The sequence below is a fragment of the Phytopseudomonas dryadis genome, from assembly GCF_004327355.1.
GTDB lineage: Bacteria > Pseudomonadota > Gammaproteobacteria > Pseudomonadales > Pseudomonadaceae > Aquipseudomonas > Aquipseudomonas dryadis.
On the sequence record NZ_QJUM01000024.1, the window covers coordinates 51,906 to 76,415 of the forward strand.

The window sequence follows — 24,510 nt, forward strand, 5'->3', positions numbered from 1 at the left end:
TACGTGAGGGTCGCACTGGAAACCCCGCCCCGGCCATTACCGGGGAATACCCTGGCTGGCGCCAAAAGCGCAGCGCTCCCCCAACGACGGATGGCACGCTCTCCATGGCAGGCCTGAACGCCGGATGAGAACGGGTATGGTAAATAGCAGTGGCGCCACGCATTGTTGCTCCGGCAAGCCAGCCCAACGGACGGCCTTCGCCATGGACGGTTTCCGGCATGCCCGTAGGCGGGTGGAAGCCGACCCGTACCGCTCGAAAAAACCTGTAGACATATTGTCTAACAGGATTCTATAGTCATTATACAAACAGTAGACATAAACCATGGCAAATAGAAAAGCGTCGATGAAACCCTCTCTCGAAGTCGATCAATCCCGTATCGATATCCCTCTGGATCGCAAAGCGGTTCTGGGAGATGCGCTGCGGCGCCGGATTCTGAGCATGGAACTGGCGCCCGGAGCAGTCGTCGACGAGATTGCCCTGTGCAACGAGTTCGGCCTCTCGCGCCCCCCTGTGCGGGAACTGCTGCGACAGATCGCGGCTGAGGGCTACATCGAGCTGGAAGCCAATCGCGCCCCGCGCGTGGCCTCCATGAGCCACGACTCACTGCGCAGTTTTTACCTCGCTGCACCGCTGATCTACATCGCCACGACGCAACTGGCCGCCGTCCATGCCTCGGCATCGGAAATCGAGGTGCTCAAGGGCATTCAGCGCCAGTTCCGCAGAGCCATAGAGGAAAAGGACGTCGAGGGCCGGGTCATCCATAACGACGCGTTCCACCTGGAGATCGGCAAGATGGCGCACAACGATTACCTGATGCCCAGCCTGCGTCGCCTGCTGATCGACCATGCGCGGCTTGGCAAGATTTTCTACCGACACCCGACGACCGACGACATGCAGCGGGATCTCGAGACCGCCTGTGTCCAGCACGACCAGATGATCGATGCCATCGAACGGCAAGACCCCGATACGGCAGCTGACGTCGTCCGGGCGCATTTCGAACTCTCGCGGCGGCGTATGGCGGAATACGCCGCGCCGGCGGGGGTCGAGGTGGCCCTGACGTATTGAGACCCCAAGCGCTAGTGGCATCGCACGATGGTGAGTCATTTCACGCAAGGGATGGTTAACAGGCTCGAACGAAAAAGCTAGGTCCCTGCAATGACGAAAGTAACCCACTTGCCTGCCGATGACGCCTCCTGCGGTTGGTACCATCTCAGCAAGCCCAGACAGCCAAGGCCCGGCCATTACGGCAAGCGCTCCGCGCGTTGGGTCATCGTCGGTGCCGGCTTCACCGGCCTTGCCGCGGCTCGCCAGCTGGCGCTGAACTTCCCCGCCGAGGAGATCGTGCTCGTCGAGGCCCAGGCGGTGGGCTTCGGCCCCTCGGGCCGAAATGCCGGTTTTGCCATCGACCTGCCCCACGATATCGGCGCCGACGACTATATCGGCGACATCGCCACGGCAAGAACCATCCTGAAGCTCAACCTCTTGGGCCAGTCGCTGCTCAAGGAGCTGGTCGAGCGGCATGCCATCGACTGCCAGTTGCAGGCGTGCGGCAAGTATCAGGCCGCCATCGAAGACCGCGGGATCGCCGTCCTCGACGCCTACCGGCGCGGCCTGGACAAACTGGGGCAGGCCTATGAAATGATCGAGGCCGATGAACTGCCCGCGCACATAGGTACGCGCTTCTACCGCAAGGCCCTGTTCACCCCGGGAACCGCACTCATCCAGCCAGCCGCACTGGTCAAGGGCCTGGCCGACACGCTCCCGGGAAACGTCACCCTCTACGAACACACGCCCATCACCGAGGTCGAGTACGGCGACAGGATCGTCCTTGGTCACGCCAACGGCAGCATCACCACCGACAGGCTGATTCTCACCAACAATGCCTTCGGCATGAGCTTCGGCTTCCTCAAGGGCAAGATGCTGCCGGTTTTCACCTACGCCAGCCTCACCCGGCCCCTCGCCCCCGAAGAGCAGGTACGCCTGGGTGGCAAACCTTACTGGGGCGTGATACCGGCCGATACATTCGGCACGACCGTACGCCGTACCCCGGACAACCGCCTGCTGATCCGCAACAGCTTCAGCTTCAACCCTGACGGGCGCAGCAATGCGACGCTCATTGACCGCTTCGCGCATCGACATCGCGCTTCCTTCGAATGCCGTTTCCCCAGCTTGCTGGATGTCGGTTTCGAGTACAGCTGGGGCGGTTCGCTGGCCCTGGCGAGAAATCACATGAGCCAATTCGGTCAGCTGGCACCCAATGTCTACGGTGCCCTGTGCTGCAACGGCCTTGGCGTAACGCGGGGGACGGCCACTGGCAAACTCCTGGCCGACTGGCTGGCCGGAGAAAGAAACGAGTTGATCGATTTTCTGCAGAGCGCACCCGGCCCGAACACCAATCCGCCCGAACCGTTTCTTTCTCTCGGGGTGAACCTCAACCTCAAGTGGGGCCAGTATCGCGCCGGCCGAGAGAGTTGAGTACCCGCGTATCCAGCGGTTTCAGCACACCCGCGGCAGCCCCTGTCAGGGGTTGCGCAAGCTACAGCGCGCCACGTTCGCTTCAGGTGGCTTACGAACCTCAAGGCTGAAGGAAACTTCAGCCCCACGGCTTCGTTCAGCCTGAATTCATTCGCCAGCCCAGGGCCAGGAGACCACGATGACAATTCCTAGCGGGAAACGGATCTGGCTTCGCTCACCTGAAACCAACCTGCCGCGTCAACCGGCGAAGCGCTGACGCGGCGAACAGAAGATGACCCCACAGGAGACCGCACCGTGAAATTTGAAGGCATCTACACCCCGGCAATCACGCCACTGACGGCAGAAGGCAAGATCGACGACTGCGCCTTCGCCAATGTCCTCGAATACCTGATCGAAGCCAAGGTCCACGGCATCATCGTCGGTGGCTCCACCGGCGAGTACTACGCGCATACCGCACAGGAGCGCTTCGAGCTCGCCGCCAGGGCCAGGGATGTGATCAATGGCCGGCTGCCGCTGATCGTGGGCACCGGCGCCATCCGTACCGAAGACTCGGTCGCCTTCGCGCAAGCGGCCAAGGACATCAAGGCCGACGCCATTCTGGTCGGCACACCGCCCTACGCACTGCCCACCCAGCAGGAAATCGCCACGCACGTGCTGGCGGTCGACCGCGCCGCCGGCTTGCCGATCATGCTGTACAACTATCCTGCACGCATGGGCATGGCCATGGGCGAGGCGTTCTTCTCCGCCATCGCTGGCTGCAAGAACATCGTCGCCATCAAGGAAAGCTCCGGTGACATTGCCCACTTGCATCGCCTCGCTCGCGAGTACCCGCAGATCGCCCTGTCCTGTGGCTGGGACGACCAGGCCCTGGAATTCTTCGCCTGGGGCGCGCGCAGCTGGGTCTGCGCCGGCTCCAACTTCATCCCCCACGAACACCTCGCCCTCTATCAGGCCTGCGTGGTCGAGAACGACTTCGCCAAGGGTCGCCGCATCATGGCCGAGATGATGCCACTGATGGATTTCCTGGAAGCGGGCAAGTTCGTCCAGTCCATCAAGTACGGCTGCGAGCTCAACGGCCTGAACAGCGGCGGCGTGCGGGCACCCCTGCAATCGCTCGACGACGGCGAGAAGCAGACGCTGAAGGGCATCATCGCCGTACTCAAGGGCAACATCGCGAAAATCACCGAGGGCATCTGAAATGGCTGAATTGTTGAGCAAAGAGGAATATGCGGCGATTGCCGCCAAGCTGAACTTCCGTACCCAGGCGTTCATCGACGGTGCGTTCCGCGATTCCGTCTCGGGGCGAACCTTCGCGACGACCAACCCGGCGACGGGGCAAGCGCTGGCCAATGTCGCGGCCTGCGACGGCGACGACGTCGACCTGGCGGTCGCCAGCGCACGAAAGGCCTTCAAGGACGGTCGCTGGCATCTGCTCTCGCCGAGTACCCGTAAGGCGGTGCTGCTGCGCTTCGCCCAGTTGCTCGAGGAAAACGCCCACGAACTGGCGGTCATGGAAAGCCTGGACAGCGGCAAGCCGATCCAGGAATGCCAGAACGTCGACGTGCCGGAAACCATCAACACCCTGCGCTGGCATGCCGAACTGATCGACAAGATCTACGACAGCACGGCGCCGGCTGGCTCGGCCGCGATGGCCATGGTGGTTCGCGAGCCCATCGGCGTGGTCGGCCTGGTACTGCCCTGGAACTTCCCGCTGCTGATGCTGGCCTGGAAGATCGGGCCGTCGCTCGCCGCCGGCTGCTCCATCGTCGTCAAGCCTGCCGAGGAAACCTCACTCACCGCCCTGCGCGTGGCGGAGCTGGCCCAGGAAGCGGGCATTCCCGCCGGCGTGTTCAACGTGGTGCCGGGCTCGGGCAAGGACGCCGGTGAGCCCATCGGGCGCCACCCCGACGTCGCCATGATCAGCTTCACCGGCTCCACGGCGACGGGCCGCCTGTTCCTCAAGTACGCCGCCGAGTCGAACCTCAAGCGCGTGGTGCTGGAGTGCGGCGGCAAGAACCCGGCGGTGGTGATGAACGACGTCGAGGATCTCGATCAGGTCGCTCAGCACGTCGTCAACGGCGCCTTCTGGAACATGGGCGAGAACTGCTCGGCGTCCTCGCGCCTGATCGTTCATGCCGACATCAAGGACGCCCTGCTGGAACGCATCGGCGTGCATATCCGCGACTGGAAGCTGGGCGACCCGCTGGACCCGCAGAACCGCCTCGGCTCCCTGGTCAGCAAGGTTCATTTCGACAAGGTTCGCTCGTACATCGATCAGGCGCAGAACGAACGGCTGAAGGTCGTCTTCGGCGGTGAAACGACGAGCGAGATCTTCGTCGAGCCCACCGTCTTCGACGACGTGGGCCGCGACAGCAGGCTTTTCCGGGAAGAGATCTTCGGTCCGGTGCTGGCGGTCACGTCCTTCAGCAATATCGACGAGGCCATCGACCTGGCCAACGATACGGTATACGGCCTGGCCGCGTCGGCTTACACCGGCAGCCTGCGCCATGCGCTGCGCCTGTCCCGGGAAATCCGTGCCGGCATCGTGACCGTCAACTGCTTCGGCGAAGGCGACGCCTCGACGCCGTTCGGAGGCTATAACGAGTCGGGCTTCGGCGGTCGCGACAAGTCGCAATGGGCGCATGATCAATACACCGAGCTCAAAACGATCTGGATCGATGCATCGTGATTCGACGTTGATGCGCTGGGTTATCCCAGCGCATGAGCCGACGCGCCAGGGAGGCGGCAGCGCTCAAGGAAGAGCACCGCTCATACAATCGAAAACCAAACGCTGAACCCGTGTGCACCTCAACGGAGAGAGGCTGCGCTCTCGCTCCTCACAGCGGGCGCTTCCACACGCTATCCACCCCGATCAAGAGCGATCGGCCTGGACGTTCAATGAGCACGAAGCCGATGGCATGGAATTCCCTGTCCGGCTCAGGGACAGGCCGATTGCCGACGCGCTATCCTATGCGGCTCTCTCGTTCAACAAGGAAGAACAAATGCGCTCGTCGTCATTCTCGTCGTGCCTGAAGCTATCGGCCGTCCTGCTGATCGCCGCTCTCACCAGCGCCTGCTCCAATTACCACTACAAGGATTACCAAGGCGATTGGGCGCCTGAGTCGATGACGCCCTATGACCTCTCCGATAATGCCGCCGATGCACCGGTCGTATACTTCGCGACCACACGATTTCGCGGGTTGGGCGTACCTTTCCACCGACTGTTGCTGGCCACGCATGTGGATGACCAACTGCTCGAGGGCGCCGGGCGTCGCTCGATCCTCGATGTTTCCGGCAAACAGGCACTCCGGCTGACCCCGGGCAAGCACTCACTGAGCTGGTGCTGGGCATCGATGAACGCGCTGGGTACCGGCGGCGCCAAGTGCGGCTTCGCCGCCCGCGATGTCGAATTCCTTCCGGGCCAGCGCTATATCGTGGATTTCTCGACCCGGGACGACATCACTGGACCTCCGGGACGTGAGGTCTCGACCATTACCATCAAGTCCGAGATTCGCAATCTGGATACGCGGGAAGTGATCTATCCGCCGCTGGCGGAAAAGGAATAACCAGTATGCGCTTCGCGTTCCGTATCCAAAGGTAGCGTTTTGGGTGGAGTGAGCGCTGCGTCATCGGAGAGCCTTGAATACTGATGGCAGTAGCAATGACTGGCTAGGGACGGGCCGCTGGCAGACGCGCCTGCAACTCGGCGCGCCGCGCGGCATCGGCGGCTTCCTTGTTCTGCAGGCGTTCCAGCAAGCCAGCGGCCTGTTCGGCCGCGAGCACGTAGATGCCATCGTCGTCGGCCACCAGCAAATTGCCGGGCTGCACGTCGACGCCGCGGATGGTCACCGGCACGTTCACCGCGCCGTGCTCACCGAGGGAGCGCGTGGTGTAGGCACTGACGCCGCTGCAGAAGATCGGCAGGCCAAGCGCTCGCAGGGCACGCACGTCGGTCACCGGGCCGTCGATCACCACGGCGGCCAGGCCCTTGATGCGCGCGGCGAGGGTACGCAGCTCCCCCCAGCAGGCGCAGCCCTGCTCGCCCAGGTTGGCGACCACCAGCACATCACCGGGCTGGCTGGCGATCAGGGCGTCGCGCAGCACGCTGCCGTCCGGCGCGTGGATCTGCACGGTGGTGACACGGCCAACGACGTGCACGTCGCCCACCAGCGGTGGCAGGCCGTGAATGTGGCCCTCACGCAGAAAGTGGCCGATGGTCGACGCGGCGATGCCTCGGTAGGCATCGAGCAGTGCGGCGGGAATGCGGTGGGCGGGTGCTGCGAATGTCATCGGCCGGCCCTCGGGCGGATCAATGGGCAGGTCGAGCAATATTCCACCGGTTCGCTGGCCTGGTAGTAGAAACAGCAGGTCCTGCGAAAGCGCACGGCGCGGGCGCCGTCGTCGACCAGCGTCAGCGGCCGGTTGAAGTGTTTGAGCGGGTTGTAGTCGAGGCCGAACACGCTGCCCGGCGCCTGCTCCGTCAGCCAGTGGAAGTCCTCGGCGCAGCGCTGGCCGGTTTCGGCGCAGTCGAGCTTGGCCAGGCGCCGCTCGTACAGCGAGTACACCCGCACCGCGGTGTTTTCCCAGAGGATGCGCCGCGATACGCCCGTGACGCCATGGAAGGTATCCCACAGGGGCTGCAGCAGCCCGGCGAACAGCTGCGTGGCCACGGCCTCGCGCCAGTCATCACGAGCACCCGGCTCGGGCCGGCTGACCGCCAGGCTGTGCAGCGGCAGCGACGACGTCCACACACCGTCGTCGTGGCCATACTCGATGAGGGTGTTGGCCAGCGACAGTTGCAGGCCCTTGTCGTAGGCCGACATGGCGTACAGGCAGGCGCCGGTGAGCAGGAACGACAGGCGCTTGCCCAGCAGGGAGGCGGTGATGCGCCGCGACGGCGAAAGGATCACCGGGCCGAGCTGATCCAGCAGCGCGATGCAGGTGGTTTCGTCCAGCAGCTCGGCGGCCGGCAGGCTGCGTCCACGGTCGCGTTCCTCCTCGCGGCGCAGTCGCAGCGCGCCTGACAGGCTGGCCCATTCGGCGTCGCTGAAGCTCATCGCGGAATGTCCCGGCCAAAGGGGATGCACAGCGGCGTATGGAAGAACGGGTCGGGGATGATGCGGCAATCCAGATCGAACACCGTCTTGACCAGCGCCTCGGTGAGAATGTCCGCCGGGCGACCCTGGGCATAGGCGGTGCGCTGATGCACGGCGACCATGTGATCGGCGTAGCGGCAGGCCAGATTGAGGTCGTGGAGGACCATGACGATGGTCTTGCCCTCCTGACGGTTGAGCTCGCGCAGCAGATCGAGCACTTCGATCTGATGGGCCAGATCGAGAAAGGTGGTCGGCTCGTCGAGCAACAACAAGGGCGTTTGCTGGGCCAGGGTCATGGCGATCCAGGCGCGTTGCCGCTGGCCGCCGGACAGGGCATCCACCGGACGTTCGGCCAGCTCATCCAGGCCGGTGCGGCTCAGGGCACGGGCCACCACGGCCTCGTCTTCGGCGGACCATTGCTGCATCCAGCTCTGGTACGGATAGCGCCCCAGAGCGACCAGCTGGCGCACGCTGATGCCCTCGGGCGGCACCGGCATCTGCGGCAGGATCGCCAACTCCCGGGCCACGGCGGCGGTCGGTTTGCGCTGGATGTCGGCGCCATTGAGGATCACCGTCCCCGACTGGGGCTTGAGCAACCGCGCGAAGGACTTGAGCAGCGTGCTCTTGCCACAGCCGTTGCTGCCGATCAGCACCGAGACCTGGCCGCGTGGCAATTCCAGGTCCAGGGCGTCGATGATGGTCTGGCGTTGATACGCCAGGGTCAGGTTGCGGCTCACGATCGCAGTCATGTCGATGATTCCTCACTGCCGCTGTTTGATCAGCAGGTACAGAAAATAGGGGGTGCCGAACACGGCGACGAAGATGCCGGCAGGCAGGTCCAGCGGCAGAAACAGGGTGCGCCCCGCCAGGTCGGCGAGCATCACCAGGTTGGCGCCGACCAGCGCCGCCATGCAGGCCTGGGCGGCGAAGCCGATGGGGATCAGCTGCCGGGCGATGTGCGGAGCGATCAGCCCGACGAAGGCCATGGCTCCGCCCCAGGCGATAGCCGAGCCCGCCAGCGCCACGCTGACGGCGAGCAACGCGGCGCGCAGCCACTGCACGCGTACGCCGATACCGCGGGCCAGCCCTTCGTCCAGTTGCTGAACCACCACATGGCGCGACAGCAGCACCAGGATCGGCAGCAGGCAAGCCAACCAGGTCGCCAAGGCATGCACTTCGGGCCAGCCGGCGCCGTACACGCTGCCGGTCAGCCAGACATAGGCCGACAAGGTGGTGGTCAGCGGGCTGAATACCAGCATGAAGGTGGTGGCCGCGGCCAGCATCGCCGAGATGCCGACGCCGATCAGCACCAGCCGCAGCGGTGAGGTGCCCTGCTTCCAGGCCAGGCCGTAGACCGCCAGCGCCGCGGCCCCGGCGCCGAGCATCGCCGCCAGCGGCAAGCCGCCCATGCCCCACACCGCTGCGAAGCTGGACAGGTACAGCACCGCCGCCGCACTGGCGCCACTGGACAGCCCGAGCAGATCCGGCGAGGCCAGCGGATTGCGCACGATGGCCTGGAGAATCAGCCCGGAAACCGCCAGAGCACCGCCGATCAGTGCGCCCAGCAGCAACCGGGGCAGGCGCAGCTGCTCGACGATAAACGACAAGGCTGCACCGCCCTCGCCTGCCAAAACCTGCAGTACGCTCTGCGGCGATAGCACGACCTTGCCCAGACACAGGCTCAGCAGCATCACCGCTGCGCTGAATAGCACGGCCAGCAGCAGACGCAACGAGCCCTTGCGCTCGATACGACGGGAGAAGCCGCGCCAGCGCAGCACGACGGGGTTAAGCATGACGACCTCCGCGCCTGGCTAGTGCAATGAAGAACGGTGCACCGAACAGCGCCGTCATCACCCCTACCGGGATTTCCTGCGGGAGGATCACCACCCGGGCCAGCATGTCCGCCACCAGCAGCAGCGTGGCACCAAGCAGCGCACAGCCGGGCAACATCACCCGGTGATCGATGCCGACCAGGCGGCGTACCACGTGCGGCACGATCAGGCCGATGAAACCGATGCTGCCCGCCAGGGCCACCGCGCTACCGGCCAGCATCACCACCAGTACGCCCAGTTGCAGGCGAATCAGCCCGGTGCGCTGGCCCAGCCCGATGGCGATCTGCACACCGGCGTTGAGGACGTTGACCTGGGCACCGAGCAAACAGGCGACCAGCAAGGCCACCAGGGCGCAGATCAGCAACGGCTGGGCGGTCGCCAGGCTGCGCTCGCTGAGGGAGCCGGCCAGCCAGAACAGCACCGTGTCCAGCCCTTGCTGATCGATCACCAGCAGTGCCTGGCTGAACGCCGTAAACAAGGCGGTGATCGCCGCGCCGGCGAGTACCATGCGCAAGGGGTTGAGCGCGCCCTGTCCGGTATTGCCCACCAGCCACACCAGCGCACCGGCCAGCGCCGCACCGATGAACGCGCTCCACAGCCACTGCTCGGGCGAACTGATGGAAAACAGCGACAGGCAGAGAATCAGCGAAAAGGTCGCTCCGGCATTGATGCCGAACAAGCCTGGCGAGGCCAGCGGGTTGCGGGTCATGGCCTGCATCAGCGCGCCGGCCACCGCCAGGCTGGCCCCCACCACCACCGCGACCAGGGTGCGCGACAGCCGTGTGGTGTTGACCAGCAGTTGCTCGATGTTCAGCGGATCGGCATGCAGCAGCGCGGTGAGCACCGTATGCGGCGCGATCCAGCTGGCGCCGATGGACAGGCTCAGCGCACAGCAGCCCAGCAGCACCAGCAGCGCGATGCCCAGTTTGCTTACCGACCTCATGACTGGGCGTCCCGCAGAATCGTCCGCTCGATATCGTCGAGCATGCGGTTGGCGCCGAGGATGCCGCCGGAGAATATCCACGCCACCCCGCCCACCCACCAGACCCGCCCCGCCTGGGGTGCCGCCATGCGCTGCCACAGCGGATGGGCGGTCAGGCTCTGGTAATGACGCTGTACGCCCGGGCTGTCGGCACGACCGAAGACGAAGAACACGTCGGCATCCACCACCGGCAGGCTTTCCCGACTGCTGAGCTTGATGGACACGCCCTGGGCATTGCGGCCCTGCTCGCTCCACACGAAACCGAGCTGGCCGAGCACGCTGCCGGCGAAGCTGTCGGGCAGGTAGCTGCGCAGGTGATCCTCGCGAACATCCAGTACCGACACGCTGAGCGGCCAGCGCTCGCCGAAATGCGCCTGCAGACGAGCCCCAAGCGCAGCGATGCGTGCGTCCCAGCTCGCCTGCAGGGCATCCGCCTCGACCCTGCGCGCGGTGGCGACACCCATCACGCGCAGGGTCTTCTGAAATTCGAAAACCTCGTCCAGCATCACCACCGGACACAGCTGTTCGAGCAACCCCTGGATCCGCTCGTGGCGAAACCGCGAGGCGACGATCAGATCCGGCGCGAGCAAGGCGATGTCCTCCAGACTCGGCTGGGTTTCCAGGCCGACATGGGGCACGCCTGTCAGGGCTGGGCGCAGGTAGCGATACATGGGCTTCTCGCTCCACGAATCGACTACGCCAGCCGGCCGAATGCCGAGCGCCACCGCGGTATCGGTGGCGCCCTGAAACAGCGTGATGATCCGCTGCGGTGCAGGCCCGGCCTTGGCCACAGGGATTGCACCTGCAGCGAGCGCTCCCAGGGACAGGCGCATCAACGTGCGCCTGGACAACGACCCCTTATTACCTTCCAAGCTCGATCCTATTCAATGGATTGACGACCAGCCCCTTGCCGAACGGCATGCTGCCCGGCCCACCGGCTCGTTCGATCATCGGACGCAGCAGGAGTTTCTGCGGCCAGGTGGCGGACTCGAACAACTGGCCACGCAACACCGCGCGGGCCTGGTCGTCGAACGGCACGGCGGCGATTCGTCCGTTCAGCGCGTCACGCAGCACACGCCAGGCCTGCACGGCCGGCACGTCGTAGACCCGCTCCAGGGTGTCGATGATACCGCGCAGGTTGACCTGGATGCCCAGCGTCTGCAGCCAGAACAGCAGATCCTCGGGGCGCTCGTGGTAGAGCGTCTGGGCGTGGCCCTTCTTGATCCGGTACTGCGGGTCGAGCATGCCATTGCGCTCCAGCCAGGGCACGTACAGGCGCAGCGAGTCATGGTCGCGCAGCAGCAGGCCGCTGACCGTGCCCGCTTCATACACCAGCACCGCGTTCTGGCCGTGTACCTCGCCCAGCATGCCGAGGCGGAACATGCGCAGGTTGACGTCGAAGAACAGCTCGCACAGCTCAAAGAACAACTGCAGCACCGAGGACGGGCCCGCAGGCAGACCGCGCTGACGGATGCAGTCGTCGAAGAAATGCCGGTCGCTGTCCTGCAACGGTGTGCCCAGCGCGGCCATGGGCAGCAGGCGTTTGGCGGGATCCGCGAGCAGTTTCGGCGGATAGCCACGAACCATGGCCGAGAGGTGCCGCGGCGCCTCGTCGAACAATGTGCCGCCGTCAGGCATGTACCCCCACCATTTGCTTTCGTCGCAGATGTGCAGGGTTTCTCGCAGCACCTCGTCACGCTCCCGGCCCTGGCGCAGCAACGCTTCGCTCAGCCCGCCGTTGATCATCTTCACGGCGGGCAGATAACGGGAGGCGCCCAGGGAATACACCGCCATAGGCAGCTTGATGTGATCGGCCGGCGCCGCCGCGCAAGCCAGTGAACGCAGGGAGGACGTGGGGTTGAAGCTGCCCTTCTGGAAGTTCAGACGGTGACAATCACCCCGCTCGAATGCGCCGCCGAGCTGCGCAGGCAGCACCCGCTCCAGTTGCCAGGGGTGCACAGGCAGGGCGACATGGCTGTCAGCGAGGCCGAGGGCACGCAACTCGGCGTCCAGGTCTGCGCGCTGCTCGGTGTCGAGGATGTAGTGGGCTGGCTGGCAGCTGTCCAGGCCGTCGACGCCGTCGCCAAAGGTCAGACTGCCCTTGGCCACGGCCACCCAGTTGAGGGCCAGTGGCTGGTCGAACTCCGCCTGATACTGCCGGTACTGGGCATCGTCCAGGCCCTGCTTGGCCTTGGCCAGGGGATGGAACGGGCGGTCGCGCAGCGAGCCCCACTGCTCCATGGCCAGGAAGAACGCGGCACCGTCCTTTTCCAGCAAGCCGCCCGTAGGCACCTGATGATCGAGTGACAGCGCAGTCTGCCGGACGCTGGTACGCAGCACGTCCATGAACAGCTCGATGCCCTTGTGGTTGTCGAGCGCATCGACTTTCACGCCCTTGAGGGCCAGTGCCATGAACGCATCGGGGCTCAGCAGCCGGGTGCTGCCGCCCTGCACGTCGAGCACCGGGGTGCCCGGCACCTTCTCCCAGGCCTGGGTGATGCCGGCCCGCAGGGCGACCGCCAGGCCGCGCTGCTCGGCCGCGTCGTAGTGCCAGTGCCAGATCCTGTGCGGCGCCTCCAGACTGGCGAGCGGCGAGTCGGGCTGAGCGGCACGCCAGGCGGCCGGCTCGGTCAGGTTGGCGTCGAGGGTGCCGAAAAAATCTTCGGCGAGCAGGCAGTCGATCAGGTCCTGCATCACCAGATCGTTGGCGATGGCTTGCTTGGTGGTGGTCATGAGATCAGTGTCCTCTCGTCGAGGTGGCGGCCAGTCTGGCCTGGAGGGCGCGGAACGCGATGCCGCGTTCGTCGCCCAGCACGAAGGTATTGACGCCGCGCTCAAGCCACCGCAAGTGGTCATCGGGCTGGCGTGGTATGGCGCAGTACGGGATGCCGGCAGCCTGGGCGGCACGCCAGGTATCGATCAGCGCTTCCTGCACGGCGGGCTGGTCGATACGCCAGGGCGTGCCGAACGACTGGGAAAGATCGGCAGCGCCTTCGAGGATCATGTCCAGCCCCGGCACTGCGGCCAGCTCGGCGGCACGGCGCACGCCCTCGACGCTCTCGATCATGGCCACGACCATGATCTGGCCGTTGGCCCGGGTGACGTACTCGGCCAGGCTGGCCTTGCCGAAGGCACCGGGACGACCGGCATTCAGGCTGCGCTCGCCCAGCGGGTGGTACTTGCAGGCGCGGATCGCCGCGCTCAGGTCCTCCGGCCGTTCCACCTGGGGCAGGACGATGCCCTGGGCGCCGCCGTCGAGCAGCCGCAGCATGCGTTTGCGGTCGAAGTCCGGCACCCGCACCAGGGGCGTGAGCCCATAGCTCTCGGCGGTGCGGATCATGTGCTCGACGGTTTCCGGGTTGATCAGCACATGCTCCAGATCGATGATCACGAAGTCGTAGCCGGCTTCGCCGATCAGCTCGATGGAGGCCGGCGAGGGAATCGACGCGATCAGGCCACGGGTCCCCTCGCCCGCGGCCAGTTGCGCCTTGAGTCGATTGCTTCTCAGCATGTGCGTGGCCCATGGATGTGCAGTGGATTGGGCACCCGCTTGAAGCGTCGCTCACCGTCACCGAGCAGCCGGCGCTTGGTCAGTTCCTCCACTTCGTACTCGGCGGCGAACACGTCGAACACCGCGAAACGCGCTGCGTGTTGCGGGTGCTCGCGCTGGTAGTCGAGCACCACGGCGGCGGTCATGCGCCAGAACTCGCCCTCCTCCAGGCTGCAGTGCTGACGCAGGAAGATCGCCAGCTCGGCCAGGCAGATGAAGAAGAACGCATCGCAGGAAAAATCCCGCACCGCATCGACATCCTCGGTGAGGATGAACGAGTTGCGGTTCAGCCGCGCGTGACTCTCGGGCAGCGGCACCAGGTGCGGCGCCAGGTGCGGGCGGGCCAGGTGTGCAGGCGAGTAGCGCACGCCGTCATGGAAGTCCTTGAGGGCGATACGCTCTGGCCAGCCGTCACGGTGGATCAGCACGATGTTCTGGCCGTGGGACTCCATGCCGATGCCTTCGGCATAGAGCATGTGCACGATGGGCGCCACGCTGACCCGCAGCAGTTGCTGCACCCAGGCGTGCAGGCCATGGCGGGCGATCCAGGCATCGATGAAGGGCTGCTGGTCACCTTCGCCGTAGCGGTTCTCGACATGGCTGAGGCCATTGAAAGGCACACCCTGCTCGCCCGGTTTCAGGTAGGTATTGAGGTTCTCCCGCCAGATCGCACCGAGGGTGCCGTAGGCCTGGCTTTGCCGGATAGTCGGCAGTTGGGCGTAGTCGAAACTCACCCCGGCGACCTCGCCAAGCACCACGAAACCCAGTTCCCGGGCCGTGGCGTCGGTGGCGATCAGCTGTTGCAGCCAGTCGTTGATGATCGGCCCGTTCATCACCGTGTGCCGCGCCAGAATGCGCGTGCTGGAGGTGTTGGTCATGCTCAGCGCGAGCTTCACGTAGGGCTTGGTGGGCTCCTCGACGTTGGCCAGCGTGCGGATCGACTGCTGAGCCCGGTAATCGGCCCCCGAGGTGCCGAGGTAAAGCAGCTCGCCACTCGCCAGCTCGGCCTGGAAGGTCGGCACGATGACCTGCTCCCACTGCCAGGGGTGCACGGGAATCGGCCAGTAATCGTCCAGAGAACGGCCCTGCTCGGCCAATGCGCGGTCGATCTCGGCCCAGCGCTGCTGACCGAATGCATCCGTCAGGAACGCCTGCAGATCCACACCCCGCGAGCCATTGGCGGAACCCAACTGCCGGGCGATGCCCAGCCAGACCACGGCCAGCGGCAGGCCGAACTCGGGGCCGTAACGACGGTTGTCGTCCAGGGAAAAGCCGATGCGCGACTTGTAGCAAGGGTGGTAGCTGTGGGCATCCATGAAATGCCGCTCCAGGGTATCGGCATCCAGGGTGTGCGGCGCGGCGGCGGGCCGGTAGCTCTGGGTGCGCGACTGCAGATCCTTGAGCAGTGTTTGCTCCAGTTCCTGAATGAAGCGTGGCATGTGCGGGCCGTCGGCCAGGGCGCCGAGCAGTTCCGCCAGGGCCTGGTGCAGATCCGGCTGGCTGATCTGGCCCTGGGCATCGACACGCTGCAGGGTGGCCGGGTCCAGACGGATGATGGCGAAGCTGTCGCTGAGCAGCCCCAGGCAGCGGTACTCGACCACGGCCTGGGCCTGCTCATCGCGCCCTTCGACGATGAAGCGCTGGCGGCCGCCTGCGAGTGGCTCGCAACGATAGCTCAGCACATCTTCGAAGAGCAGGGTTTGCAGCAGTTGCCCGATCACCCGTTGCGACACCTGGCGGTAGCGTTGGGGGTCAGCCGGGGTCAGCCATGCGTGGGCATGGGCGATCAGTTCGGGCAGGCGAAGGGGAGTAAAGGAAGACATGGATAGACACCTCATGAACGGTGTTCGGACAGGGCCGAGCCTTGCTCGACCGGGTCGTTGGAAAGGGTATTTGGAAAGCGCCAGGCGAACGGCAGGGCAAGCAGGATCACCACACCGGTGGCGATGAACACTTCGCCGATGGCGCTGGCCGTACCGGCATGGGCTGCCCCGGAGTGCACCGCGCCAGCATGGGCTGCCCCCCAGTTATCGCCGAGGCGGATCTGCAGCCACAGCGAAGCCAGCACGATGGCCAGTGACGACAGCAGGCGGCGCGAGATGTTGTTCATCGCCGCGCCCTGGGTGACCAGCGCCTCGGGTAGCACGTCCAGCCCGGCGGTGGTCACCGGCATGTAGGACAGCCCCAGGCCGGCACCACGCACCACCATCAGCAGGCAGATAGCGAGCATCCCGACATCGTGATCGATGGTGCCCAGGGAGAAGGTCGCCAGGCCGGTCAACAGCAGGCCGGCAGAGACGATGCCCCGTGGCCCGTGGCGGTCGAGCAGCCTGCCGCCGTAGTGCCCGCACAGGCTGGCCGACAAGGCGGTGCAGAGCAGCGCGATACCGGTCCAGATGGCGTTGTGGCCCATCACCATCTGCACCAGCAACGGCACCAGTACCAGGCACTCGAACATGCCGACGGACTGCGCCACGGCGATGATCACGCTCGACCGGTAGCCTTTCAGGGCGAAGATGCGCAGTTCCAGCAGGGGCGCCGTGTGGCGCAACTGCTGCCTGACGAACGCCGCCAGACAGGCCACCGCCAGCAGCAGGCCGAGCAGGTTGAGCGGATCAGCCAGGGCCTGCAGGTGGCGCAGTCGGCCCACGGTGACCATCAGCACGCCGATACCGACCGCGACCAGCAGGTAGCCGGTCAGGTCGAACGGCTTGCCCGCCCCCGCCTCGTTCGTCGGCAGCACCTTGACGCCCAGGCCGAGGGCCAACAGACCGATGGGCAGGTTGACCAGGAACAGCGCCCGCCAGTCGTACCCCTGCAGCACCAGGCTGCCGCACAGCGGCCCGACCGCCGGTGCGAGCATTACCGCTGCGCCCCAGAGGCCGGTGACCGCACCCCGCTCGCCCTTCGGGTAGACCGAAAAGATGATCGCCAGGGACAGCGGAATCATCAACCCGCTGGCGATGCCCTGCACCACCCGGGCGGTGATCACCCAGGCGATGGAGTCGGCCATGGCGCCCAGCAGCGAGCCGCCGATGAACAGCGCCAGGCCCGCGAGGTACAGGGCCTTGCGCCCCACGCGCTGCGCCAGGTAGCTGGTCAACGGCATGGTCATGCCCATGCTCACCATGAAGGCCGCGACGATCCACGTAGCCATCACCGGGCCCAGCGCGAACGCCTCGATGAAAGCCGGCAGTGCCGGATTCAACGAGGTGTTGTTGAGGCTCACGGTGGTGGTGCCGAGGATCACCGCAGCCACCAGCAGCCGGCGCGATGCCGGTAGCGGCGCCATCAGCCATCCCCTCCCCGGTCGCCCTCGGCCCTGACGAACAGCTGCTCGGGACGAGGATGGCAAAGGAAGTCGAGGTGCGAGATGTTGTAGCCGTAGGCACCGGCCAGCGGCAGTACCAACAGATCGCCCACGGCGGCATCGACCAGTTGCCGGCCACGACTGAGCACGTCCTTGGGCGTGCACAACTGGCCGACGATGGTCCATGGCCGCGCTACGCCACTCGCCGCGCGCCCGGCCACCGGCAGATGGATCACCGGGTGATCGTGGCCCTGGGCCACCGGCAGGCGGAACTGGTGGGTGCCGCCACGGCAGACCAGAAAGTGCTGGCCGTGACTGGATTTGGCGTCCAGCACCTCGATGGCGTAGTAGCCGCAGAACGCGCTGATGAAGCGCCCCGGCTCGAAACGCACCACCGGTGCACCTTCAAGCTCCCCAAGACGACGTTCCAAATGGCGGCACAGGCGCGGCCAGTCGAAACGCTCGCCGCTCAGGTAATCCACCCCGATACCGCCACCGACGTTCAGGTGGGTGACCGTCTCGGGTCGGCTGGCCAGGGCCTTCCACTGCGACCAGCGCTGCAGGTACAGGTCGAGCAGTTGCTCGTGGCGCTCCACCTGCTGCTGGTGGGACATCGCGTGCACGTGGAAACCCTGGAGGGACAGGTGGCTGCACGCCTCCACCCGTTTGACCGCCTGCGGCACCTCGGACTCGTCCAGCCCGAACGGCGTCGCGGTACCGGCCATGGCCAACCGGGTGGACAGCGTGGCCGGCAGCTCCGGGTTGATGCGGATGAACACCGCCTGCACCCGGCCGAACTCGGCCGCGATGCGTTGCAGGCGGTCGATCTCGCCCAGGCTCTCGACATGAATCGCCGCCACCCCCTGGCCGAGCGCGGCACGCAGTTCGGCGTCGAGCTTGCCAGGGCCGGAAAACACGAAGGGCTTGTCGCTGGCGGCCGCCTGCAGCCGCTCGATCTCGCCACCGGAGGAAATCTCGAAGCCATCCACCAGCGGCAACAGGGTCTGCAGGACAGGCGCCTCGCTGTTGGCCTTGATCGCGTAATACAGCTCCACCCCCGCGGGCAGTTCGGCCATCACCTCGCGGACATGCTGCGCCAGGGCATCGAGGTCGTAGACGAACACCGCCAGAGGATCCGCCGCATGGCTGCGAGCCTGCTCGATGGCGTCGAGCACCGTGCCGGGCAGCTTATCCATGCTGCACCTCCTCGGCCCATGGGCAGGCCAGGCGCACGTAGCCGGCATGGCGGTCGGCCTGGGCCGACAGGCGCACCTTGAGGTTGGTCTTGCAGGCGATGGGCTCACCGGCGAGCAGCGCGTCCAGCTCGGGCGCCGGCCTGATCAGTTCGCCGCGCAGCTCCAACAGCTGACGCGCCACCGCCTGCCACATGCGGGCAGCCAGGTGCGGACGATCCCAGCTCAGTGCCAGGATCGCCTCGGACAGGTTATTGACGAACAGGCAGTAACTGATGCGTTTCCAGCCCTGCTCACGCGAGTAGGTCAGCGATTGACGGACCCGGGGCTGCACGTCCTCCTCGAGGTAATCCACGCCCAGGTCATCGGTGAGCTTGACACCTTCGAAGTCGCGCAGCAGCAATTGCGCCGGCCAGCCATTGTCGTGCACCAGCACCGCGTTCTGCAGGTGCGGCTCCAGCACCACGCCATGGTTGAAGAACAGCGACAGCACCGGGCGCAGCAACAGCGCCTGGTAAGCCGCGAACCAGTCCAGCAGATGGTCGTCGCTGTGCTTTTTCGATCCCTGCTGCAGGAAACCATGGATCAGCGGCCGCAGTTGCAGGTCCCTGGCGAACAGCGTACCCGCCATCAGACAGGATTCGGGCGGTGCGTAGCGGCAGAAGTTCTCCCGCAGGATGGCGCCGGTCTGCTCGCGGAACCAGTGGCTGTCTTCGGCACTGCTGCCCACCGGCGCCCAGCTCAGCGAACCCGGCTCGCTGACCAGGGTGGCGCCGCCGATGGTCATCGGCTGTTCACGCTGCAGGCGGGTGAACAGGCGATCGATGAGCATGGCGCTGTCCAGCTCGTACCAGGCGTTCTTGCGCACGCAGTTGGTGATGCGCACGTTGAGCGAGCCCTTGAGAAAATAGCCGCGGCCGTCACCGTACCAGGTGCGCATCGAGGCGGTGGGGCTGGCCAGGGGGCCCGTCTGGCCAAGGTCGACGATCTCGCCACGGGCGATCAGCACCGCGACCCGGGGGTCGGCGAGAAACAGCTGGGCCTGTACCGGGTGCAGGCAGATCGCTGCACGCCCGCGGCGCGCCAGGCGCTGGCTGGCGAAGCCGTCGAGCACCTGATCGACACTCAGGCCGTTACCGCTCACCTGCAGGCCGTCCTGGGGCACCTCGATGACATGCAGCGGCACCCGGGCGCGAAACTCTGGCGCATAGGTCTGCTGCCCCAGGTGTTCGGGCCACAGCCGGGCCTTGGGGGCCGGATGGTTGGGGTGGCCGAACCACAGCCCCTGTTCGCTGGCCAGGTAATCGCGCAGCGGCTCGTTGTGCGCGCCCTGCAGCGCGCTGTCGACGATGGCCGCCGTGACGCCCTGGCTCTGCATCACCTGGTCGAGCAACTCGGCATTGCGCGAGCCGGTGAGTTGCTGGCAGGCCTCCAGCAGTTGCGCCGCGAATTCGGCGAAGGTCGGGCAGCGCCAGTCGGCGTCGCCCTGCCGGGTGTAAACGTCGCTCAGGTAACGCTGGCTGCCGAGCGGATCGCGGCGATCCACCAGCACCAGAAACTGCCGCCGTTGCGGCAGGTCGATCACCAGTGGCAGGCCTCTGCCCTGGATGGCCCGCAGGTAGCTGGCGGGGGCGATGCCACGCACATGGGACGGCCAGGCATAGCGCGCGCAGTTCTCCGGCAGCGCGAACTCCTTGATCAGGCAGTTGAGCAAGGCATGGGTAGCGGCCATTTCACTGACCACCTGCGCCTGGCTGGCGCGCACCCCATCGTTGTGGGGGGCGTCGGCCGGGGAGGCATCCGGGTCTGGGTGGGCGCGCACGGCGCGTGCGGACAGATCAGCCACGGGCACCTCCCGGCGCGGCGGCCAGTGCGGCGTCCAGCGCACGCTCGAAACGCACGATCACTTCACCGCACTGCGCCTCGTCGATGATCAACGGCGGCAGCAGGCGGATCACGCTGCCATTGCGCCCGCCACGTTCCAGTAGCAGTCCCTGCCTGAAGCAGTGGCTCTGGATCGAAGCCGACAAGGCAGCGTCCATGGGGTGGGCACCCTGGGCATCGACCGGCTGGCGCTCGTCGACGATTTCCAGGCCGAGCATCAGCCCGCGCCCACGCACCTGGCCGATGGCCGGGTAGCGTTCACGCAGCGCGTCGAGGCGTTGCTTCAACCAGTCGCCACGCACACGGGCCTGCCCGGCAAGGTCATCGCGCTGGATCACCTGCAGGGTGGTCATGCCACTGGCCATGGCCATCTGGTTACCGCGGAAAGTGCCCGTGTGGGCGCCCGGCTGCCAGGCGTCGAACTCGCGTTTGATGGCCAGCACCGCCAGCGGCAGGCCACCGCCGATCGCCTTGGACATGACGATGATGTCGGGCTCGATACCGGCATGCTCGAAGGCGAACATCCGTCCGGTACGCGCAAAGCCGGCCTGCACCTCATCGACGATCAGCAGGATACCGTGCCGTTGGGTGACGTCGCGCAGGGTGCGCAGCCAGTGGTCGGGGGCCGGGTTGGCACCGCCCTCGCCCTGCACCGCCTCGACGATCACCGCCGCCGGCAGGCAGACACCGCTTTCGACATCCTCGATGAACTGGGTGAAGTAATACGCCAGGGCACGGGCACCGGCCTCCCCGCCGATGCCCAACGGGCAGCGATACTCGTGGGGGAACGGCATGAACTGCACGCCCGGCATCAGCGAAGCCACGGCGTCTTTCGGCCCGGTGTTGCCGGTCACCGCCAGGGCGCCGTGGGTCATGCCGTGATAGCCGCCGGAAAAGGCGATGACGTTGCTGCGCCGGGTCACCGTCTTGGCCAGCTTGAGCGCGGCCTCCACGGCATCGGCCCCGGAGGGGCCACAGAACTGCAGGCAATAGCCCTGGCCCGGCAGCACGCCGAGCAGGGTCTCGCTGAAGGCATCCTTCAGCGGCGTGGTGAGGTCCAGGGTGTGCATGGGCACCCCGGAAGCCAGAAAGCTCGACAGGCTATCGACGATGGCTGGGTGGTTGTGGCCCAGTGCCAGGGTTCCTGCGCCGGCCAGGCAGTCGAGATAACGCCGCCCTTCGACGTCGGTCACCCATACGCCCTGCGCCTTGGCAATGGCCAGGGGCAGCTTGCGCGGGTAACTGCGCACATTGGATTCGAATCGTTCCTGGCGTTCCAGGTAGTCCGCGTTTCCGGGCTGGCTCGAATCGTAATGGCTACGATCCAGCGGGATGGTTCTTTCGCTAAGCATGGTGCTCGCCTCTATCTGTTCGAGGCCCCTCGCGGAGCCGTTGAAAGTCGTCAGCACTGCACTCATCAGTCAATGGCAGGTCACGCAAAAACACGGGGCCGCCTGGTCGGTGGCTCCCGCTTCATCCCTGAATGGTTGGTTTTATGTTGTGCAAGGGCGCGCCTGGCTGGCAGGCGCGCCAACGGTCAGAACCCGACGGTTGCCGACAGAATGAAGGTGCGCGGGGTGGCGAGGGTCAGGCCCGGTTCGCTGTCGTCGGACGCGCCGGCCGAGATCCAGTCGCGGCTGTTCAGCACGTTTTCGACGGTGCCGCGCAGGGTGACGGCCTTGTCATCGACCTTGAAGGCGTAGCGGGCGCCGACGTCATAGCGCGTCCAGGCATCGATCTCCTTGGTATTGGCCTGATCGAGGTACTGCGAACTGCTGTAGATGCCGCGCCCGGTCAGGGTCAGGCCCTGGACACCCGGCACGTCCCACTCAGCGCCCAGGTTGGCGTTCCACTTCGGCGTGGCCGGCGCGCGGTTGCCGTCGTTGGCGCCACCGTTGTTGGTTCCGCGCAGTTCGCTGTCGATGTACATGACACCGCCGAGCAGCCGCACACCGTCGACCGGTTCGCCAAATACGCTGAGCTCGACACCATCGTTGACCCGTTTGCCATTGGGGCCGAAGGTTCCCAGATCCTGTCCAGGTAGAGGGGCGGCGGTCTCGTAGGCCGGCTGCTTGATACGGAACACCGCGCCGGTAATGGCGAAGCGCCCCATGTCGTACTTGGCACCCGCCTCGATCTGACGACTGATGAAGGGCGGGAAGATTTCGTCTTCGTTGTTCGAGGTCGATGGCGCGATCTTGCCCTGGCTCAGGCCTTCCATGTAGTTGGCGTAGAGCGACAACTGGTCGGTGGCCTTGAACAGCACGCCCACCGAGGGCGATACCTTCTCCTCGTCGTAGCCGGTCGGCTGTTCGACGCCATCACTCCAGTCGGTGATCTTGACCCGCTGCCAGCGCGCCCCGAGGGTCAGCAGCAGGCGGTCGTCCATGAAGCCCAGGGTGTCGGACAGCGCCACGCCGCTGAAGCGGCTCTCGGTGTAGATCTTCGCATCGGAACGCGTCGGCACGAGCGGCTTCGGCGTCTGCACCGGATCGTAGAGATTGCTGTCGCCGTTGGCGTAGCGAGCGCCGCCATTCTCGAAATCCAGCTCGAAGTAGTCCGCGGCCAGATTGACTTCGTGGCTGACAGCACCGGTGTGGAACCACTTGCGCACGCCCATGTTCACCGTGCGCACGTCCTCGTCGCGGGTGAAGTCGCGGGGCTGCACGGTGAAGTCGCCCGCCGCATTGCTGATCGAGACGTTGTGGCGGAGGAAATCATGGTTGCTCTTGCGTGCGCCCACGGCACCGTAGACCATCAGCGAATCGTCGATATCGAACTCGCCGCGCAGGGCGCCGAAAGTGTCGCTGGTCTCGGCCTTGCTCCACGCCTGGGCATAGTTGTGGCGCACGTCGTCAGCCTTCGGCACCGGTGCAGCGGCGCTGACCAGCACCCGCTCCTGAGGCGCGTCGGTGTCGCGCTCGGTATGCCCCAGGTCCATCGACAAGCGCAGGCGCTCGTCACGGTAATCCAGCCCCAGCACCGCCATCTCGCGGTTGACCTTCTGGTGATCCCACTCGGTATCGCCGGACTGTTTGACGCCGTTGAAGCGGATGCCGAAGCGGTTGTCCTCGCCGAAGCGACGGCCCACGTCGACAGCGCCGCCGACCTGGCTGTCCGAGGCGTAGCTGCCGGTGAACTCGGTGATCGGCTGGTCGGTGGCACGCTTGGGCACCACGTTGATGCCACCACCGACGCTACCGCGCGGCGAGATACCGTTGACCAGTTGGGTCGGGCCACGAAGGATGTCGACGCGATCGGCCATTTCCATGTCGATGGAGTACGTCGGCATGATGCCGTACAGCCCGCCGTAGGACACATCGCTGTTGAACAGACTGAAACCGCGGATGGTGAACTGCTCGAAACGCCCGCCGGCCGGGTTGGTCGAGCGTACCGCCGGGTCGCTGGCGGTCAGGTCGGCCAGGGTGCGCGACTGATTGTTCTTCACCGCCTCGCTGGTGTAGGTGGTCATGCTCAGCGGCGATTCCATGAAATCCCGCGAGCCGAGCAGCCCTTGCGAACTGCGGCGCGCCACCTGGCCACCGGCATAGCGCTCGCCTTCGAGGCTCTCCGCAGGCAGCGTGACGCCGGTGATCGCCGTTGGTGCGATTTCCACGGCGTCGGCCCCATCCGTGGCAGGTACCAGGGTGTAGGCCGAGGCGCCGACCGGCTGCAGCCGCAGCCCGCTGCCCTGCAGCAGGCGGGCGAAGCCTTCGTCGACGCTGTAGCTACCGGACAGGCCCGGGCTGCTGCGGCCACCGACCAGCGCCGGGTCCACGGAAATGCTCACCCCCGCCTGGCTGGCGAAACGGGTCAGCGCCGACCCCAGGTCGCTGCTCGGTACATCGTAGCTACGCTCCTGGGCATTGCTGTAGGCGACCAGCGGCGCGACCGGGCCGAAGCCGAGCAGCAGGCTCAGGCATACCGTGGGGTAGGAAATGCAAGACAGCAGAGGTGTCCGATGACGGGGTACTGCGGGCATTGGCGAGGCTCTCTGATCAATTCACTTACTACCCATGACAGGCGAGCGAACAAAAAGGGACAGAGCCCGGAAAAAATTTCACGACCAATATATGCAGGAGCCGGCTTTCCGACGAATTGCGGACACGCCGCGGATTCTTGGGATGGCCGCAATTGTAGGAGCCGCGACCCCGCGGCGAATGCTGGCCATACCGCAGATCTTCGCA

The 24,510-nt window shown here is 65.8% G+C and carries 19 protein-coding genes; 5 read left to right on the forward strand and 14 right to left on the reverse strand.

Annotated elements, in window-relative coordinates; genetic code table 11:
- Positions 1 to 343 precede the first annotated feature (343 nt).
- From DNK34_RS18955 to DNK34_RS18975, 5 genes are all read left to right on the forward strand, one after another.
- A complete protein-coding gene (locus DNK34_RS18955) occupies positions 344 to 1,066 on the forward strand; it encodes a GntR family transcriptional regulator (protein WP_131177411.1) in 723 nt (240 codons plus the stop codon).
- Positions 1,067 to 1,156: 90 nt separating this feature from the next.
- Complete coding sequence (locus DNK34_RS18960; protein ID WP_131177412.1) at positions 1,157 to 2,476, forward strand: NAD(P)/FAD-dependent oxidoreductase; 1,320 nt, start codon at positions 1,157 to 1,159, stop codon at positions 2,474 to 2,476.
- Positions 2,477 to 2,770: 294 nt separating this feature from the next.
- Positions 2,771 to 3,673 (forward strand): dihydrodipicolinate synthase family protein, encoded by a 903-nt coding sequence (locus DNK34_RS18965; protein ID WP_131177413.1) that lies wholly within the window; start codon positions 2,771 to 2,773, stop codon positions 3,671 to 3,673.
- 1 nt (position 3,674) lies between these two features.
- The gene (locus DNK34_RS18970) at positions 3,675 to 5,165 is read left to right on the forward strand and encodes an aldehyde dehydrogenase (RefSeq protein WP_131177414.1); all 1,491 of its coding nucleotides are present in this window, start codon (positions 3,675 to 3,677) and stop codon (positions 5,163 to 5,165) included.
- A 229-nt stretch (positions 5,166 to 5,394) separates the two neighbouring features.
- Positions 5,395 to 6,042 carry a hypothetical protein gene (locus tag DNK34_RS18975; RefSeq protein WP_242675197.1) on the forward strand — a complete coding sequence of 216 codons (648 nt, stop codon included), beginning with the start codon at positions 5,395 to 5,397 and terminating at the stop codon, positions 6,040 to 6,042.
- Positions 6,043 to 6,145: 103 nt separating this feature from the next.
- Here the strand turns inward: DNK34_RS18975 and DNK34_RS18980 are convergent, their stop codons facing one another.
- From DNK34_RS18980 to DNK34_RS19045, 14 genes are all read right to left on the reverse strand, one after another.
- The gene (locus DNK34_RS18980; RefSeq protein WP_131177415.1) at positions 6,146 to 6,766 is read right to left on the reverse strand and encodes an RraA family protein; all 621 of its coding nucleotides are present in this window, start codon (positions 6,764 to 6,766) and stop codon (positions 6,146 to 6,148) included.
- Positions 6,763 to 7,533 carry an IucA/IucC family C-terminal-domain containing protein gene (locus tag DNK34_RS18985; RefSeq protein WP_131177416.1) on the reverse strand — a complete coding sequence of 257 codons (771 nt, stop codon included), beginning with the start codon at positions 7,531 to 7,533 and terminating at the stop codon, positions 6,763 to 6,765. Before DNK34_RS18985 ends, DNK34_RS18980 begins: the two co-directional genes overlap by 4 nt.
- A complete protein-coding gene (locus DNK34_RS18990; protein WP_131177417.1) occupies positions 7,530 to 8,321 on the reverse strand; it encodes an ABC transporter ATP-binding protein in 792 nt (263 codons plus the stop codon). The genes DNK34_RS18985 and DNK34_RS18990 overlap by 4 nt, the downstream gene beginning before the upstream one ends.
- A gap of 12 nt (positions 8,322 to 8,333) precedes the next feature.
- On the reverse strand, positions 8,334 to 9,365 hold the full coding sequence (locus DNK34_RS18995) for a FecCD family ABC transporter permease (protein WP_131177418.1): 1,032 nt from the start codon (positions 9,363 to 9,365) through the stop codon (positions 8,334 to 8,336).
- Positions 9,358 to 10,347: a FecCD family ABC transporter permease gene (locus DNK34_RS19000; RefSeq protein WP_131177419.1), complete on the reverse strand. Its 990-nt coding sequence runs from the start codon at positions 10,345 to 10,347 to the stop codon at positions 9,358 to 9,360. The genes DNK34_RS18995 and DNK34_RS19000 overlap by 8 nt, the downstream gene beginning before the upstream one ends.
- Positions 10,344 to 11,219, reverse strand: coding sequence for an ABC transporter substrate-binding protein (locus DNK34_RS19005; RefSeq protein ID WP_131199529.1), 876 nt, complete (start codon positions 11,217 to 11,219; stop codon positions 10,344 to 10,346). Before DNK34_RS19005 ends, DNK34_RS19000 begins: the two co-directional genes overlap by 4 nt.
- 28 nt (positions 11,220 to 11,247) lie before the next feature.
- On the reverse strand, positions 11,248 to 13,119 hold the full coding sequence (locus DNK34_RS19010) for an IucA/IucC family protein (protein ID WP_131177798.1): 1,872 nt from the start codon (positions 13,117 to 13,119) through the stop codon (positions 11,248 to 11,250).
- Positions 13,120 to 13,123: 4 nt separating this feature from the next.
- The gene (locus DNK34_RS19015; RefSeq protein WP_131177799.1) at positions 13,124 to 13,897 is read right to left on the reverse strand and encodes an HpcH/HpaI aldolase family protein; all 774 of its coding nucleotides are present in this window, start codon (positions 13,895 to 13,897) and stop codon (positions 13,124 to 13,126) included.
- Positions 13,891 to 15,759 carry an IucA/IucC family protein gene (locus tag DNK34_RS19020; RefSeq protein WP_131177800.1) on the reverse strand — a complete coding sequence of 623 codons (1,869 nt, stop codon included), beginning with the start codon at positions 15,757 to 15,759 and terminating at the stop codon, positions 13,891 to 13,893. The genes DNK34_RS19015 and DNK34_RS19020 overlap by 7 nt, the downstream gene beginning before the upstream one ends.
- Before the next feature lie 11 nt (positions 15,760 to 15,770).
- Positions 15,771 to 17,228, reverse strand: a complete 1,458-nt coding sequence (locus tag DNK34_RS19025) for a DHA2 family efflux MFS transporter permease subunit (protein WP_131177801.1) — start codon at positions 17,226 to 17,228, stop codon at positions 15,771 to 15,773.
- Positions 17,228 to 18,442: a type III PLP-dependent enzyme gene (locus DNK34_RS19030; RefSeq protein WP_131177802.1), complete on the reverse strand. Its 1,215-nt coding sequence runs from the start codon at positions 18,440 to 18,442 to the stop codon at positions 17,228 to 17,230. The genes DNK34_RS19025 and DNK34_RS19030 overlap by 1 nt, the downstream gene beginning before the upstream one ends.
- Positions 18,435 to 20,171, reverse strand: a complete 1,737-nt coding sequence (locus DNK34_RS19035) for an IucA/IucC family protein (protein ID WP_084303494.1) — start codon at positions 20,169 to 20,171, stop codon at positions 18,435 to 18,437. The genes DNK34_RS19030 and DNK34_RS19035 overlap by 8 nt, the downstream gene beginning before the upstream one ends.
- Before the next feature lie 106 nt (positions 20,172 to 20,277).
- Complete coding sequence (locus tag DNK34_RS19040) at positions 20,278 to 21,675, reverse strand: diaminobutyrate--2-oxoglutarate transaminase (protein WP_131177803.1); 1,398 nt, start codon at positions 21,673 to 21,675, stop codon at positions 20,278 to 20,280.
- Positions 21,676 to 21,860: 185 nt separating this feature from the next.
- Positions 21,861 to 24,305, reverse strand: coding sequence for a TonB-dependent receptor (locus DNK34_RS19045; protein ID WP_131177804.1), 2,445 nt, complete (start codon positions 24,303 to 24,305; stop codon positions 21,861 to 21,863).
- Positions 24,306 to 24,510 lie beyond the last annotated feature (205 nt).

Excerpts from the sequence above, each read along its gene's own strand:
- DNK34_RS19030 (WP_131177802.1), bottom strand. The coding sequence starts at position 18,442 with ATGGATAAGCTGCCCGGCACGGTGCTCGACGCCATCGAGCAGGCTCGC.
- DNK34_RS18985 (WP_131177416.1), bottom strand. The coding sequence starts at position 7,533 with ATGAGCTTCAGCGACGCCGAATGGGCCAGCCTGTCAGGCGCGCTGCGA.
- DNK34_RS18995 (WP_131177418.1), bottom strand. The coding sequence starts at position 9,365 with ATGCTTAACCCCGTCGTGCTGCGCTGGCGCGGCTTCTCCCGTCGTATC.
- DNK34_RS19025 (WP_131177801.1), bottom strand. The coding sequence starts at position 17,228 with ATGGCGCCGCTACCGGCATCGCGCCGGCTGCTGGTGGCTGCGGTGATC.
- DNK34_RS19040 (WP_131177803.1), bottom strand. The coding sequence starts at position 21,675 with ATGCTTAGCGAAAGAACCATCCCGCTGGATCGTAGCCATTACGATTCG.
- DNK34_RS18955 (WP_131177411.1), top strand. The coding sequence starts at position 344 with ATGAAACCCTCTCTCGAAGTCGATCAATCCCGTATCGATATCCCTCTG.
- DNK34_RS19045 (WP_131177804.1), bottom strand. The coding sequence starts at position 24,305 with ATGCCCGCAGTACCCCGTCATCGGACACCTCTGCTGTCTTGCATTTCC.
- DNK34_RS19015 (WP_131177799.1), bottom strand. The coding sequence starts at position 13,897 with ATGCTGAGAAGCAATCGACTCAAGGCGCAACTGGCCGCGGGCGAGGGG.
- DNK34_RS19010 (WP_131177798.1), bottom strand. The coding sequence starts at position 13,119 with ATGACCACCACCAAGCAAGCCATCGCCAACGATCTGGTGATGCAGGAC.
- DNK34_RS19020 (WP_131177800.1), bottom strand. The coding sequence starts at position 15,759 with ATGTCTTCCTTTACTCCCCTTCGCCTGCCCGAACTGATCGCCCATGCC.
- DNK34_RS18975 (WP_242675197.1), top strand. The coding sequence starts at position 5,395 with ATGGAATTCCCTGTCCGGCTCAGGGACAGGCCGATTGCCGACGCGCTA.
- DNK34_RS19000 (WP_131177419.1), bottom strand. The coding sequence starts at position 10,347 with ATGAGGTCGGTAAGCAAACTGGGCATCGCGCTGCTGGTGCTGCTGGGC.
- DNK34_RS19005 (WP_131199529.1), bottom strand. The coding sequence starts at position 11,219 with ATGCGCCTGTCCCTGGGAGCGCTCGCTGCAGGTGCAATCCCTGTGGCC.
- DNK34_RS18970 (WP_131177414.1), top strand. The coding sequence starts at position 3,675 with ATGGCTGAATTGTTGAGCAAAGAGGAATATGCGGCGATTGCCGCCAAG.
- DNK34_RS18990 (WP_131177417.1), bottom strand. The coding sequence starts at position 8,321 with ATGACTGCGATCGTGAGCCGCAACCTGACCCTGGCGTATCAACGCCAG.
- DNK34_RS18960 (WP_131177412.1), top strand. The coding sequence starts at position 1,157 with ATGACGAAAGTAACCCACTTGCCTGCCGATGACGCCTCCTGCGGTTGG.
- DNK34_RS18980 (WP_131177415.1), bottom strand. The coding sequence starts at position 6,766 with ATGACATTCGCAGCACCCGCCCACCGCATTCCCGCCGCACTGCTCGAT.
- DNK34_RS19035 (WP_084303494.1), bottom strand. The coding sequence starts at position 20,171 with ATGGCCGCTACCCATGCCTTGCTCAACTGCCTGATCAAGGAGTTCGCG.